At 51.2% G+C, this 14,620-nt stretch carries 16 protein-coding genes; 6 read left to right on the plus strand and 10 right to left on the minus strand.

Going from position 1 to position 14,620, the window contains the following annotated elements; all coding sequences use genetic code 11:
• Positions 1 to 73: 73 nt before the first annotated feature.
• From yfbT to SF2371, 3 genes are all read right to left on the minus strand, one after another.
• Positions 74 to 724, minus strand: coding sequence for a phosphatase (yfbT, locus tag SF2369; RefSeq protein NP_708175.1), 651 nt, complete (start codon positions 722 to 724; stop codon positions 74 to 76).
• A gap of 10 nt (positions 725 to 734) precedes the next feature.
• Positions 735 to 1,229: a hypothetical protein gene (locus SF2370; RefSeq protein ID NP_708176.1), complete on the minus strand. Its 495-nt coding sequence runs from the start codon at positions 1,227 to 1,229 to the stop codon at positions 735 to 737.
• Between the two features lie 82 nt (positions 1,230 to 1,311).
• Positions 1,312 to 1,767 (minus strand): hypothetical protein, encoded by a 456-nt coding sequence (locus SF2371; protein ID NP_708177.1) that lies wholly within the window; start codon positions 1,765 to 1,767, stop codon positions 1,312 to 1,314.
• 337 nt (positions 1,768 to 2,104) lie between these two features.
• Here SF2371 and ackA point away from each other — a divergent pair, with 337 nt between their 5' ends.
• From ackA to yfcC, 3 genes are all read left to right on the plus strand, one after another.
• Positions 2,105 to 3,307 carry an acetate kinase A/propionate kinase 2 gene (gene ackA / locus SF2372; protein ID NP_708178.2) on the plus strand — a complete coding sequence of 401 codons (1,203 nt, stop codon included), beginning with the start codon at positions 2,105 to 2,107 and terminating at the stop codon, positions 3,305 to 3,307.
• 74 nt (positions 3,308 to 3,381) lie between these two features.
• Positions 3,382 to 5,526, plus strand: coding sequence for a phosphate acetyltransferase (pta, locus tag SF2373; RefSeq protein ID NP_708179.1), 2,145 nt, complete (start codon positions 3,382 to 3,384; stop codon positions 5,524 to 5,526).
• 168 nt (positions 5,527 to 5,694) lie between these two features.
• Entirely contained in the window at positions 5,695 to 7,236 is a 1,542-nt protein-coding gene (gene yfcC / locus SF2374) for an S-transferase (protein NP_708180.4), read from the plus strand.
• 32 nt (positions 7,237 to 7,268) lie between these two features.
• Here the strand turns inward: yfcC and SF2375 are convergent, their stop codons facing one another.
• From SF2375 to yfcF, 3 genes are read right to left on the minus strand one after another with little or no spacing between them, the layout of a single operon-like run.
• A complete protein-coding gene (locus tag SF2375; protein ID NP_708181.1) occupies positions 7,269 to 7,811 on the minus strand; it encodes an NUDIX hydrolase YfcD in 543 nt (180 codons plus the stop codon).
• Between the two features lie 57 nt (positions 7,812 to 7,868).
• Positions 7,869 to 8,420: a phosphodiesterase gene (yfcE, locus tag SF2376; RefSeq protein NP_708182.2), complete on the minus strand. Its 552-nt coding sequence runs from the start codon at positions 8,418 to 8,420 to the stop codon at positions 7,869 to 7,871.
• A gap of 55 nt (positions 8,421 to 8,475) precedes the next feature.
• Positions 8,476 to 9,120, minus strand: a complete 645-nt coding sequence (gene yfcF, locus SF2377) for a glutathione S-transferase (protein NP_708183.1) — start codon at positions 9,118 to 9,120, stop codon at positions 8,476 to 8,478.
• Positions 9,121 to 9,255: 135 nt separating this feature from the next.
• Between yfcF and yfcG the strand changes: the two genes are divergently transcribed.
• The 3 genes from yfcG to SF2380 are packed head-to-tail and all read left to right on the plus strand — an operon-like array spanning position 9,256 to position 11,236.
• Positions 9,256 to 9,903, plus strand: a complete 648-nt coding sequence (yfcG, locus tag SF2378; protein NP_708184.1) for a GSH-dependent disulfide bond oxidoreductase — start codon at positions 9,256 to 9,258, stop codon at positions 9,901 to 9,903.
• A 56-nt stretch (positions 9,904 to 9,959) separates the two neighbouring features.
• Complete coding sequence (gene folX / locus SF2379; RefSeq protein ID NP_708185.1) at positions 9,960 to 10,322, plus strand: D-erythro-7,8-dihydroneopterin triphosphate 2'-epimerase; 363 nt, start codon at positions 9,960 to 9,962, stop codon at positions 10,320 to 10,322.
• Between the two features lie 20 nt (positions 10,323 to 10,342).
• Positions 10,343 to 11,236, plus strand: a complete 894-nt coding sequence (locus SF2380; RefSeq protein ID NP_708186.1) for a sugar nucleotide epimerase — start codon at positions 10,343 to 10,345, stop codon at positions 11,234 to 11,236.
• 47 nt (positions 11,237 to 11,283) lie between these two features.
• Here SF2380 and yfcI read toward each other — a convergent pair whose 3' ends face one another.
• From yfcI to hisQ, 4 genes are all read right to left on the minus strand, one after another.
• The gene (yfcI, locus tag SF2381; RefSeq protein ID NP_708187.1) at positions 11,284 to 12,174 is read right to left on the minus strand and encodes a hypothetical protein; all 891 of its coding nucleotides are present in this window, start codon (positions 12,172 to 12,174) and stop codon (positions 11,284 to 11,286) included.
• 196 nt (positions 12,175 to 12,370) lie between these two features.
• Entirely contained in the window at positions 12,371 to 13,144 is a 774-nt protein-coding gene (gene hisP, locus SF2382) for a histidine/lysine/arginine/ornithine ABC transporter ATP-binding protein (protein ID NP_708188.1), read from the minus strand.
• A 7-nt stretch (positions 13,145 to 13,151) separates the two neighbouring features.
• Positions 13,152 to 13,868 carry a histidine/lysine/arginine/ornithine ABC transporter permease HisM gene (gene hisM / locus SF2383; RefSeq protein NP_708189.1) on the minus strand — a complete coding sequence of 239 codons (717 nt, stop codon included), beginning with the start codon at positions 13,866 to 13,868 and terminating at the stop codon, positions 13,152 to 13,154.
• Positions 13,865 to 14,551 (minus strand): histidine/lysine/arginine/ornithine ABC transporter permease HisQ, encoded by a 687-nt coding sequence (gene hisQ / locus SF2384; protein NP_708190.1) that lies wholly within the window; start codon positions 14,549 to 14,551, stop codon positions 13,865 to 13,867. The genes hisM and hisQ overlap by 4 nt, the downstream gene beginning before the upstream one ends.
• Positions 14,552 to 14,620 lie beyond the last annotated feature (69 nt).

The following is a 14,620-nucleotide window of genomic DNA, read 5'->3' on the forward strand; positions in this document are numbered from 1 at the left end:
TAATTGAGGGGGATGACTTGATTCTGCCATAAAAAAGCCCCGACGAGACGGGGCTAAATCATGATCAGGTGTTTCACTGAATAATAACATCGCCATTTGGCTGTTTGGTCACAGTAATTTGCTCCAGACTGTGGAGGACCAAATCGACCTCATTCAGGCGCGGGGTATCTGCCGGAGCGTTAACCGCAATGACATGGCAACCCGCCGCCAGGCCAGAAAGCACGCCAGCGGGAGCATCTTCCACCACCACACACTCCTGCGGCGCAAGCCCCAGCAGCTGCGCACCTAACAGATACGCATCAGGTTCTGGTTTTCCGCGCTTCACTCGCTCAGCGGTTACAAACACCTCTGGTGCGGGAAGCCCCGCTATTTTATGGCGCGCTCGCGCTACCGGCATGGAGCCAGAAGTCACAATGGCCCACGGAATACCTGCTTTATTCAAATGATTGAGTAAGGCGATTGCCCCAGGAAGCGCGGTAATACCTTCGGTTTCCGTGGCCTCGATTTGCTCCAGACGCGTAAACTCGGCGGCAATATCAGCCTCGGATTTGCCCGCCATAAAATGGCGCAAAGAGGTGATCGCCTGTTTACCGTGAATGAAAGCCAGCACCTCTTCCGGCGCTAACCCATGACGTCTGGCCCAGTTGCTCCACGCCCGTTCTACCGCAGGCAGGGAATCCACCAGCGTTCCATCAAGATCAAACAGAAAACCTTTGCACCGCACGCGGGCCTCCTCAGGCGTTGATAATTTGATTAATTTCGTTGGCGCTCAAATGGTACTGACGCGGGCAGGCATGCCACACATTAAGCATGCGCTGATATTTTTCCCACATTGGCGTCTGGGCGTTAAAACCATGAGTCCCAGCGTCAAAATGGGTATAGCGCCCTTCCACATTAACCATAAAGCGGACATAACCGAGGTAACGTGCTTCAGTGGCGGCGTCAAAGCCGAGGAAGGTGACACGACGTTCATCGATGGATTGCTGGTCCTGCAAATTAGACCAGGAAACATACAACGCATGATACATATCCATAATGTCGATGATAGTGCGGCAGGTTTCTTCTTTCAGCTCGCCAAACTCGCGATCCAATTCACGCATCTGTAATCCGTAACCACGCTCAATAATTGTTTGCAGGCGACGGTAACGTTCAGCATTTGCCGGATCGAGCATAGTCATCATCTTGTACTGATTAGACAAAATAAGACGTTGCGCGTTGGTCATTTCCATTGTTGACTCCTGTATCACTCTACTACGGTGAAAAAAAAGAAGGCTGAGTATGCCTTCTTTTATATGCGTAATCAGGGGTCAATTACAAATCATCAAGGAAAGTTTTATCCAGTTGTTTGAAGGCGCGCTTAAGCGTGTCAGCTAATGCCTGGTAATCAGGCTTGCCTTCAACGGGTGCCAACACCTGTCCAGACTCCTGCAATTTACCGCGAACTTCATAAAACCAGTTAAGGATTGCAGGGGGTAATGGCGTTACAGAACGCTTGCCCAGCCACCACAATCCCTGCATGGGTAAACTTAAGGCGAACAGTGCAGTGGCAACTGCCGGCCCAAGCAGACCGCCCAGGGCAATCTGCCAGCAGAGAGTAAATACGGCGATCGGCGGCATAAAACGGATCGCATAACGCGTCATCTTGATAACGCGATTTTCGACAAAGACCGGAGCAAGGCGTTTTTCCAGTGGCCACGTCTTTGAGTAATGCTGTCCGCGGCGAAACAAGCTAAAAAAATTAACAGAACGATTATCCGGCGTTGACATGCTTCACCTCAACTTCACATATAAAGATTCAAAAATTTGTGCAAATTCACAACTCAGCGGGACAACGTTCAAAACATTTTGTCTTCCATACCCACTATCAGGTATCCTTTAGCAGCCTGAAGGCCTAAGTAGTACATATTCATTGAGTCGTCAAATTCATATACATTATGCCATTGGCTGAAAATTACGCAAAATGGCATAGACTCAAGATATTTCTTCCATCATGCAAAAAAAATTTGCAGTGCATGATGTTAATCATAAATGTCGGTGTCATCATGCGCTACGCTCTATGGCTCCCTGACGTTTTTTTAGCCACGTATCAATTATAGGTACTTCCATGTCGAGTAAGTTAGTACTGGTTCTGAACTGCGGTAGTTCTTCACTGAAATTTGCCATCATCGATGCAGTAAATGGTGAAGAGTACCTTTCTGGTTTAGCCGAATGTTTCCACCTGCCCGAAGCACGTATCAAATGGAAAATGGACGGCAATAAACAGGAAGCGGCTTTAGGTGCAGGCGCCGCTCACAGCGAAGCGCTCAACTTTATCGTTAATACTATTCTGGCACAAAAACCAGAACTGTCTGCGCAGCTGACTGCTATCGGTCACCGTATCGTACACGGCGGCGAAAAGTATACCAGCTCCGTAGTGATCGATGAGTCTGTTATTCAGGGTATCAAAGATGCAGCTTCTTTTGCACCGCTGCACAACCCGGCTCACCTGATCGGTATCGAAGAAGCTCTGAAATCTTTCCCACAGCTGAAAGACAAAAACGTTGCTGTATTTGACACCGCGTTCCACCAGACTATGCCGGAAGAGTCTTACCTCTACGCCCTGCCGTACAACCTGTACAAAGAGCACGGCATCCGTCGTTACGGCGCGCACGGCACCAGCCACTTCTATGTAACCCAGGAAGCGGCAAAAATGCTGAACAAACCGGTAGAAGAACTGAACATCATCACCTGCCACCTGGGCAACGGTGGTTCCGTTTCTGCTATCCGCAACGGTAAATGCGTTGACACCTCTATGGGTCTGACCCCGCTGGAAGGTCTGGTCATGGGTACCCGTTCTGGTGATATCGATCCGGCGATCATCTTCCACCTGCACGACACCCTGGGCATGAGCGTTGACGCAATCAACAAACTGCTGACCAAAGAGTCTGGCCTGCTGGGTCTGACCGAAGTGACCAGCGACTGCCGCTATGTTGAAGACAACTACGCGACGAAAGAAGACGCGAAGCGCGCAATGGACGTTTACTGCCACCGCCTGGCGAAATACATCGGTGCCTACACTGCGCTGATGGATGGTCGTCTGGACGCTGTTGCATTCACTGGTGGTATCGGTGAAAATGCCGCGATGGTTCGTGAACTGTCTCTGGGCAAACTGGGCGTGCTGGGCTTTGAAGTTGATCATGAACGCAACCTGGCTGCACGTTTCGGCAAATCTGGTTTCATCAACAAAGAAGGTACCCGTCCTGCGGTGGTTATCCCAACCAACGAAGAACTGGTTATCGCGCAAGACGCGAGCCGCCTGACTGCCTGATTTCACACCGCCAGCTCAGCTGGCGGTGCTGTTTTGTAACCCGCCAAATCGGCGGTAACGAAAGAGGATAAACCGTGTCCCGTATTATTATGCTGATCCCTACCGGAACCAGCGTCGGTCTGACCAGCGTCAGCCTTGGCGTGATCCGTGCAATGGAACGCAAAGGCGTTCGTCTGAGCGTTTTCAAACCTATCGCTCAGCCGCGTACCGGTGGCGATGCGCCCGATCAGACTACGACTATCGTGCGTGCGAACTCTTCCACCACGACGGCCGCTGAACCGCTGAAAATGAGCTACGTTGAAGGTCTGCTTTCCAGCAATCAGAAAGATGTGCTGATGGAAGAGATCGTCGCAAACTACCACGCTAACACCAAAGACGCTGAAGTCGTTCTGGTTGAAGGTCTGGTCCCGACACGTAAGCACCAGTTTGCCCAGTCTCTGAACTACGAAATCGCTAAAACGCTGAATGCGGAAATCGTCTTCGTTATGTCTCAGGGCACTGACACCCCGGAACAGCTGAAAGAGCGTATCGAACTGACCCGCAACAGCTTCGGTGGTGCCAAAAACACCAACATCACCGGCGTTATCGTTAACAAACTGAACGCACCGGTTGATGAACAGGGTCGTACTCGCCCGGATCTGTCCGAGATTTTCGACGACTCTTCCAAAGCTAAAGTAAACAATGTTGATCCGGCGAAGCTGCAAGAATCTAGCCCGCTGCCGGTTCTCGGCGCTGTGCCGTGGAGCTTTGACCTGATCGCGACTCGTGCGATCGATATGGCTCGCCACCTGAATGCGACCATCATCAACGAAGGCGACATCAATACTCGCCGCGTTAAATCCGTCACTTTCTGCGCACGCAGCATTCCGCACATGCTGGAGCACTTCCGTGCCGGTTCTCTGCTGGTGACTTCCGCAGACCGTCCTGACGTGCTGGTGGCCGCTTGCCTGGCAGCCATGAACGGCGTAGAAATCGGTGCCCTGCTGCTGACTGGCGGCTACGAAATGGACGCGCGCATTTCTAAACTGTGCGAACGTGCTTTCGCTACCGGCCTGCCGGTATTTATGGTGAACACCAACACCTGGCAGACCTCTCTGAGCCTGCAGAGCTTCAACCTGGAAGTTCCGGTTGACGATCACGAACGTATCGAGAAAGTTCAGGAATACGTTGCTAACTACATCAACGCTGACTGGATCGAATCTCTGACTGCCACTTCTGAGCGCAGCCGTCGTCTGTCTCCGCCAGCGTTCCGTTATCAGCTGACTGAACTGGCGCGCAAAGCGGGCAAACGTATCGTTCTGCCGGAAGGTGACGAACCGCGTACCGTTAAAGCAGCCGCTATCTGTGCTGAACGTGGTATCGCAACTTGCGTACTGCTGGGTAATCCGGCAGAGATCAACCGTGTTGCAGCGTCTCAGGGTGTAGAACTAGGTGCAGGCATTGAAATCGTTGATCCAGAAGTGGTTCGCGAAAGCTATGTTGGTCGTCTGGTCGAGCTGCGTAAGAACAAAGGCATGACCGAAACCGTTGCCCGCGAACAGCTGGAAGACAACGTGGTGCTCGGTACGCTGATGCTGGAACAGGATGAAGTTGATGGTCTGGTTTCCGGTGCTGTTCACACTACCGCAAACACCATCCGTCCGCCGCTGCAGCTGATCAAAACTGCACCGGGCAGCTCCCTGGTATCTTCCGTGTTCTTCATGCTGCTGCCGGAACAGGTTTACGTTTACGGTGACTGTGCGATCAACCCGGATCCGACCGCTGAACAGCTGGCAGAAATCGCGATTCAGTCCGCTGATTCCGCTGCGGCCTTCGGTATCGAACCGCGCGTTGCTATGCTCTCCTACTCCACCGGTACTTCTGGTGCAGGTAGCGACGTAGAAAAAGTTCGCGAAGCAACTCGTCTGGCGCAGGAAAAACGTCCTGACCTGATGATCGACGGTCCGCTGCAGTACGACGCTGCGGTAATGGCTGACGTTGCGAAATCCAAAGCGCCGAACTCTCCGGTTGCAGGTCGCGCTACCGTGTTCATCTTCCCGGATCTGAACACCGGTAACACCACCTACAAAGCGGTACAGCGTTCTGCCGACCTGATCTCCATCGGGCCGATGCTGCAGGGTATGCGCAAACCGGTTAACGACCTGTCCCGTGGCGCACTGGTTGACGATATCGTCTACACCATCGCGCTGACTGCGATTCAGTCTGCACAGCAGCAGTAATCTCGTCATCATCCACAGCTTTGCGCTGCGGATATCTGAACCGGAAATAATCACTATTTCCGGTTTTTTATTCTCTTAATTTGCATTAATCCTTTCTGATTATCTTGCTTAACTGCGCTGCATCAATGAATTGCGCCATCTCACTTTGCATACTTACCACTTTGTTTTGTGCAAGGGAATATTTGCGCTATGTCCGCAATCATTGAATCCAAACCAACAAGAAGATGGGCAATGCCCGATACGTTGGTGATTATCTTTTTTGTTGCTATTTTAACCAGTCTTGCCACCTGGGTAGTTCCGGTGGGGATGTTTGACAGTCAGGAAGTGCAGTATCAGGTTGATGGTCAAACAAAAACACGCAAAGTCGTAGATCCACACTCATTTCGCATTCTGACTAACGAAGCAGGCGAACCTGAGTATCACCGCGTACAGCTGTTCACGACGGGCGATGAACGCCCGGGCCTGATGAACTTCCCGTTTGAAGGGTTAACCTCAGGATCGAAATACGGGACAGCCGTTGGCATCATCATGTTTATGCTGGTGATTGGCGGCGCGTTTGGCATTGTGATGCGTACAGGAACCATTGATAACGGTATCCTGGCGCTTATTCGCCATACCCGCGGGAATGAAATTCTCTTTATTCCTGCGCTGTTTATTCTGTTTTCACTTGGCGGCGCGGTATTTGGTATGGGAGAAGAGGCCGTCGCCTTTGCCATTATCATCGCACCGCTAATGGTCCGGCTGGGCTATGACAGTATTACCACCGTCCTGGTGACTTATATTGCCACGCAAATCGGTTTTGCCAGTTCGTGGATGAACCCGTTTTGTGTGGTTGTTGCTCAGGGGATTGCCGGCGTTCCGGTGCTTTCTGGCTCCGGGTTGCGCATCGTGGTGTGGGTTATCGCCACTCTGATTGGCCTGATCTTTACCATGGTGTACGCCTCACGAGTGAAAAAGAATCCTCTTCTGTCACGCGTGCATGAGTCCGACCGCTTCTTTCGTGAAAAGCAGGCGGATGTTGAACAACGTCCGTTTACCTTTGGTGACTGGCTGGTATTGATTGTCCTGACAGCCGTAATGGTCTGGGTGATTTGGGGCGTGATCGTTAATGCCTGGTTTATTCCAGAAATTGCCAGCCAGTTCTTCACCATGGGTCTGGTGATTGGCATCATCGGCGTTGTTTTCCGCCTTAACGGCATGACGGTTAATACCATGGCTTCATCCTTTACCGAAGGGGCGCGAATGATGATCGCCCCTGCCCTGCTGGTGGGTTTCGCCAAAGGGATTTTGCTGCTGGTTGGTAATGGTGAAGCAGGTAATGCCAGCGTGTTAAATACTATCCTCAACAGCATTGCCAATGCCATTAGCGGTCTGGACAACGCGGTCGCGGCCTGGTTTATGTTGCTCTTCCAGGCTGTATTTAATTTCTTCGTGACGTCCGGTTCTGGTCAGGCGGCATTAACTATGCCGTTACTGGCACCGCTTGGCGATCTGGTCGGTGTTAACCGTCAGGTTACCGTGCTGGCGTTCCAGTTTGGTGATGGCTTCAGCCACATCATTTACCCAACCTCAGCTTCGTTAATGGCAACGCTCGGTGTGTGCCGGGTGGACTTCCGTAACTGGCTGAAGGTGGGCGCGACCCTGCTTGGACTGCTGTTTATTATGTCCAGCGTCGTAGTGATCGGCGCTCAGTTGATGGGCTACCACTAAAAATGTTAAGAGCCGCAATTGCGGCTCTTTTTTCATTCTGCCGTTTCAGTCTCTACGGCTTCATTTTTGGCATTGCGCTTCATCCACAACGCCAGCGCTTTCAGCGAGTCTGGAGTGAACTCATCGCAGCGTGCGGTGATTTCTTCCGGCGTCAGCCAGCAAACTCCACTGACTTCATCTTCCTGTAGGGCGAAGGGACCGTGAGAGACGCAACTGAACAACGCGCCCCAGACACGGCAATTTTTATCTTCGAAATAGAACTGCCCGTGCTCGGCAAAGGGGACACCGGCAATGCCCAACTCTTCTTCCGCTTCGCGACGCGCGGATTCCAGCAGTTGCTCATCGGCCTGAACTACACCGCCTGCGGTCGCATCTAACATGCCGGGTAAAAAGTCTTTTGTCTCGGTACGACGCTGGACCAGAATTTTGCCCATGCCATCATGCACGACGATGTAAGTTGCACGATGACGCAGACACTGTGCCCGCATTTGTTCCCGGCTGGCTTGTGCAATGACTTCGTTCTCTTCATTGACAATATCCACCCATTCAGTACTTGCCAAACGACGCTGTTCCATTATCAGGAAACCTTCTTTTTCTGGCGCTCTTACGGCGCATTTTGAGTTGTGGGTAAATTACGGATTAATCGCGACCTGCGCAATGATACTTTGATCATTGAGTGCGATTACACTAAGTACGTCATTATCCAGCATGCCATAACCCGCCGGATTACCGCCTTTCGGAATACTCACCGAGCCGGGGTTGAAGTGGAAAATCTCCCCCCGCTGTTCTGCCACTGGCAGATGGGTATGACCGTACACCAGCACATCGTTCTGGTTTAAAGCAGGTAGATTTTCCGGGCCAAAAAGATGACCATGCGTCAAAAACAGACGTTGTTTTTCCAGTAATACCTGTTGCCACGGCGCGGTTATCGGGAAATGCAGCATCATTTGATCCACTTCGCTGTCGCAGTTGCCACGCACAGCGATAACCTTATGTGCCACTTCATTAAGCCGTTCAGCGACTTTGGCTGGCGCGTAACCCTCCGGTAAAGCATTACGCGGGCCGTGATTCAACACGTCGCCAAGGATCACCAGCCACTGGGCACCGCTTTGGACAAACAACTCCACAACACGTTCCGTCGCCGGTAACGACCCATGAATGTCCGATGCAAACATCAGTTTCATCACTCACTCCTCGTCGAAAAAACGTAAGCTATGATACTGGATTCTGTCGTTGCTATCAGCCAGATTGCTTCGCCGAAAGTGCAATAAAACGCTGGACAGACGCTCGCTGCCACTGGAATGTCGCATAATCCACCAGGCGTTCTGGCACCTCATCGCCATGTAGTACCAGGCGGTTAATCATTAGCGCCAGATCAGTATCAGCAATGCACCATTCACCAAATAAATTCGGCTGACCCAGTGCTAACAAATGTTCTGCCATCGCGAACAGTTTCTCTGCACTGGCTTTTCCCTCGGCCGTTAGTGGCGCTTTTTTCGCCCCCGCAAAGACAACATCCGTCGGACGCTCTTCGCGGATGGGCATCAGATCGCTGCGCAGCCAGGCCTGAATCTGTCGTGCACGCGCACGATTTTCTAAATCAAGCGGATAAATACGTTCCCAGGTCGGTGGCGCAAATCGATCTTCCAGATACTCCGCAATGGCAGAAGATTCACTCAACTCAAAATCATCGATTTGTAATAACGGCACACGGCGTGTCTGACCGTAACCTTGCCACGTCGGCTGCAAATGTTCACCGCTGTCGAGGTCGATGGTCTTGATATGAAACGACAGGCCTTTTTCCTGCAACGCCACCCAGGCGGATAACACATAAGGGGAGAAAAAGTGGGCATCTGACCAAAGCGTGATAGCGGGTTTACTCATTATGTCCTCGGCAATAAAGGGGGCTGGCTATCAAACTATAGAGCCTTTTTGTCACTGTCACGTGACGAATACTCACGTAAGTCGCCGCGCTTTCTATACTTGTGGTGTTCAGATGATTAAACAACCGGAGCTGCAATGATCGATCTCTATTTCGCCCCGACACCCAATGGTCACAAAATTACGCTGTTTCTCGAAGAAGCAGAGCTTGATTATCGCTTGATTAAGGTAGACTTGGGGAAAGGCGGTCAGTTTCGTCCGGAATTTTTGCGCATTTCGCCCAACAACAAAATTCCGGCAATTGTTGATCATTCTCCTGCCGATGGCGGCGAACCGTTAAGCCTCTTTGAGTCTGCTGCCATTTTGTTGTATCTGGCTGAGAAAACAGGACTCTTTTTGAGTCATGAAACGCGTGAGCGCGCCGCCACATTACAGTGGTTATTCTGGCAGGTAGGCGGACTGGGGCCGATGCTTGGGCAAAATCATCATTTTAATCACGCAGCCCCCCAAACCATTCCTTACGCTATTGAACGTTATCAGGTTGAAACTCAGCGTCTTTACCATGTACTAAACAAGCGGCTGGAAAACTCGCCCTGGCTGGGAGGCGAGAACTACAGCATTGCGGATATTGCCTGCTGGCCGTGGGTTAATGCCTGGACTCGCCTGCGAATTGACCTCGCAATGTATCCGGCAGTCAAGAACTGGCATGAGCGGATCCGTTCGCGCCCTGCCACCGGGCAGGCACTGCTAAAAGCACAACTCGGTGATGAGCGTTCGGATAGTTAACAGAAACAGGTTCTCGTGTATTATTTCATCCTAAGTAAAACAACGGAGAACCTGCAATGGCACAACCTGCCGCTATTATTCGTATAAAGAACCTTCGTTTGCGTACGTTTATCGGAATTAAGGAAGAAGAAATTAACAACCGTCAGGATATTGTTATCAATGTGACGATCCACTACCCCGCCGATAAAGCGCGCACTAGCGAAGATATCAACGATGCGCTGAATTATCGCACCGTAACGAAAAACATTATTCAGCATGTAGAGAATAACCGTTTCTCTTTGCTGGAAAAATTAACTCAGGATGTGCTCGATATCGCACGTGAACATCACTGGGTGACGTATGCTGAAGTGGAGATCGATAAACTGCACGCGCTGCGCTACGCCGATTCGGTATCCATGACCTTAAGCTGGCAGCGTTAATCGCCATATCGGGAGGCTGCATGAACATAGTGATCACCGGAGGGACGGGATTAATTGGTCGCCATTTGATTCCGCGTTTGCTGGAGCTGGGCCATCAAATTACGGTAGTGACGCGTAACCCGCAGAAAGCCAGTTCCGTTCTCGGCCCTCGGGTGACACTATGGCAAGGGCTTGCCGATCAAAGCAACCTCAACGGCGTTGATGCGGTAATCAACCTGGCCGGAGAACCGATTGCTGATAAACGCTGGACTCACAAGCAAAAAGAGCGTCTCTGCCAAAGCCGCTGGAATATCACGCAAAAACTGGTCGATTTGATTAATGCTAGCGACACGCCGCCGTCGGTACTCATTTCCGGCTCGGCAACGGGCTATTATGGCGACTTAGGTGAAGTGGTGGTTACCGAAGAGGAACCGCCGCATAACGAATTTACTCATAAACTCTGCGCCCGCTGGGAAGAGATTGCCTGCCGGGCGCAAAGTGACAAAACGCGAGTGTGCCTGCTGCGAACCGGCGTGGTACTGGCACCGGACGGCGGTATTCTCGGTAAAATGCTGCCACCGTTTCGTCTTGGCCTGGGCGGGCCGATTGGTTCCGGTCGGCAGTATCTGGCCTGGATTCATATTGATGATATGGTCAACGGCATTCTCTGGCTGCTGGATAACGAGCTGCGCGGGCCATTTAATATGGTTTCGCCCTACCCGGTACGCAATGAACAATTTGCCCATGCGCTCGGTCATGCGCTGCATCGCCCGGCTATTTTGCGCGTCCCCACAACCGCCATTCGGCTGTTAATGGGCGAATCTTCAGTACTGGTATTAGGTGGACAACGCGCGCTGCCTAAACGGCTGGAAGAAGCGGGTTTTGCGTTTCGCTGGTACGATTTAGAAGAGGCGCTGGCGGATGTCGTTCGCTGATGTGGTTTACAGCAAACATCCGCCAGTTAACTCCCTGTGTTACAGGATTAGTGGCTTTGCGCGATAAGATCGTCTGGTGAAAGTCGGGTCACCATCATAACTAACTCTCTGTCTAAACCTCTATCCAGCATCTCCTGAGCAATACGCAGGGCTTCTTCGTGTTTGCCCTGCATTGCGCCTTCTTCACGTAATCTGTCAGCAATGGTCATCAGTTTCTCCTTTTCTTGTGGTGCGCGTTCTGTTATCTCACCAATAAATGCACGGAAACGCTGGGCATCCCCTGTTTGTAATACGTAATTAAACAGGGCTTTTAGCTGTCTGTCATTAGTGTTCCCTGTAACTAGCAGCGAAACAATTTGGTCGACTAATCCCAACAGATCGCGCTGACGAATATGTTTCTGAATTAACTCCAACAGCGCCATTTTGCGGTGTTGCATAATCTCGTCATCCGGCACCACGGTAATATCCACCAACGGAAACGCTGATGAATATATTTTGCGGGCTATAGCAGGCTCGGCAAATTCATCAAGCCAGCAGAGTGAATAAGGATAAGGACTTCTGCAACCATGATAAAACAGCATCGGGATCACCAATGGAAGCTCTTTATAGCCCGCATCAAGATGGTTTTGCATTGCCGCAATGGAATAACGCATCATGCGAAAAGCCATTAATTCTTCCGGCTTACTTTGGTGCTCTATCACTACATAAATATAACCCACTCCCTCCTGCGTTTTCACAGACCACAAGAGGTCGGAATAATATTGCCGCAGGTCTTCATCAATAAAACTGTTTGGTTCTAGTTTAAGCGTCGTTAAATCACACAGTTTGCGCAGCGGCGCGGGAAGATGAATATTAATAAAATTCCGCGCGGTGTCTGGATGGCGTAAAAAAGATTTAAATACCGCATCATGCGGCGTGGAAGTTGTCGATATTGTCATGGCGTTCCGTCACCCCTCAAATTTAAGATGACGCGACAATAACCACGATTAACACCCAATGCAGCAGGCAGTTTTTATCTTTGGACAGCGAATTCAGAAGTATTTTTAGCGGACTGCAACTTTTACATTTCAGCGGAAGCTGACTCGCAAATTCCCCTTGAAAATACTCCGGCAGCGTTAGCCACCGGAGAGGAAATTATTTCAGCGATCCCTTAAGGAACTGTTGCAGACGAGGGCTTTGCGGGTTGCCAAATAACTGCTCCGGCGCGCCCTCTTCTTCTATTTTCCCCTGATGGAGGAAAATGACGTGAGTAGAAACATGGCGAGCAAAGCCCATTTCGTGAGTCACTACCACCATGGTTTTCCCCTCTTCTGCCAGTTGCTGCATAATACGTAACACTTCGCCTACCAGTTCAGGATCGAGCGCCGAGGTAGGTTCATCAAACAGTAAAACTTCTGGTTCCATCGCCAGCGCCCGCGCGATAGAAACACGCTGTTGCTGACCGCCGGAAAGATGCACCGGATATTTCCCCTGCGCACGTTCGTCTATCCCGACTTTCGCCAGATACTTCACCGCCCGCTCGCGCGCTTCCTGCTTGCTCAGGCCCAACACCTGAATCGGCGCTTCCATGACGTTTTCCAACACCGTCATATGGCTCCAGAGATTGAAGTGCTGGAATACCATCGTCAGGCGTGTGCGCAGTAAGCGCAGTTGATTTTTATCGGCGACTTTGAGTTGACCGTCTTTGTCGCGCACCAGATTGATCGTCTGGCCATTGACCACGATCGATCCTTCACTCGGTTTTTCGAGGAAGTTAATGCAGCGCAGAAAGGTACTTTTCCCCGATCCCGACGATCCGATGATGCTTATTACATCTCCGGCATTCGCTTGCAGTGAGACCCCTTTCAGCACTTCGTGTTCGCCATAGCGTTTGTGCAAATCGATAACGTTTAATTTATTCTCGGACATCGTATTCTCAGTGCGTTGAAGAAGGTTTCACATGCTGCAACCAGCGTTTTTCCGCTCTGCGAAAGAGGCTGATCAGGACATAAGAGATGATTAAATAGAGCACCGCGGCAATGCCGAAGGCGGTAAAAGGTTGATACGTGGCGGCGTTAATATCGCGGGCTATTTTCAGCAGATCCGGCACAGTGGCCGTAAACGCCAGCGCAGTAGAGTGCAGCATCAGGATCACTTCGTTGCTGTATGCCGGTAACGCAATACGCAGCGCAGAAGGCAAAATAATGCAGCGATACATTTTAAAGGTCGAGAAGCCATAGGCTCTGGCGGCTTCAATTTCCCCATGCGGAACCGAACGGATTGCCCCAGCAAAAATCTCGGTAGTGTAAGCGCAGGTGTTAAGCGTCAGCGCCAGCACGGTACAGTTCAGGCCACTGCGGAAGAAAGCGTTAAGGAATTCGGTTCCCTTAACAATCTCAAGCGTGTACATGCCGGAATAGAACACCAGCAACTGAACATACAGCGGCGTACCGCGAAAAATATAGGTAAATAACCAGATTGGAAACTGGATGTATTTATTACTGGAGACACGACCAATCGCCAGAAACAGCGCCAGGACTCCGCCTATCACTACCGACAAAATAAGCAGCCACAGAGTGATCGCCACACCAGTAAAGCGATAACCGTCGGTCCACAGCAGCGGTTTCCAGTATTCATGTAAGATTTCGATCACAGGTCAGCCCTCTTCACACCCACGGAGTAGCGGCGCTCAAGGAACAGCAGCACACCATTGGAAACGGTGGTGAAAACCAGGTAAATCACGCCACAGACGATGGCGAAATAGAACGGTTCCCAGGTACTTTTGCCTGCCAGCTGCGTGGCTTTGACCACATCTTCCAGGCCGAGTAACGAAACCAGTGCGGTAGATTTGAGGATCACCTGCCAGTTGTTGCCAATGCCTGGCAGGGCGTAACGCATCATCGCCGGAAACATGATCCGCCGAAACACTTGCCCGCGAGTAAAACCGAACGCCGTCGCCGCCTCTATATGCCCTTTCGGCACTGCCATAAACGCGCCACGGAACGTTTCGGTAAAATAAGCACCGTAGATAAAACCGAGAGTGATAATACCAGCGACCATCGGATCGATATCAATCTGCCCGACGCCCATCGCCTCCGTCACCATGTTTAGCGCAATCTGCAAACCATAGAAAATCAGCAGCATCAACACCAAGTCCGGCACGCCTCGAATCAGCGTGGTGTACCCTTCGAAAATCAGCCCCGAAAGCCGATTTTGCGAGAGCTTACCGCCAGCGCCAATTAAACCGATGATTACAGCGAGCACTACAGAGCTGATAGCCAGCTCCAGCGTGACGAGCGCACCCTGTAAAATAACACCTGAAAACCCATACAACATGCTGCCTGTCCTGTCGTGTGTGGTGAATTACCGCCTCTTGTCTCCCTCCGGTTACCCGAAGGGAGCGGG

Source organism: Shigella flexneri 2a str. 301 (assembly GCF_000006925.2).
Classification (GTDB): Bacteria; Pseudomonadota; Gammaproteobacteria; order Enterobacterales; family Enterobacteriaceae; genus ECMA0423.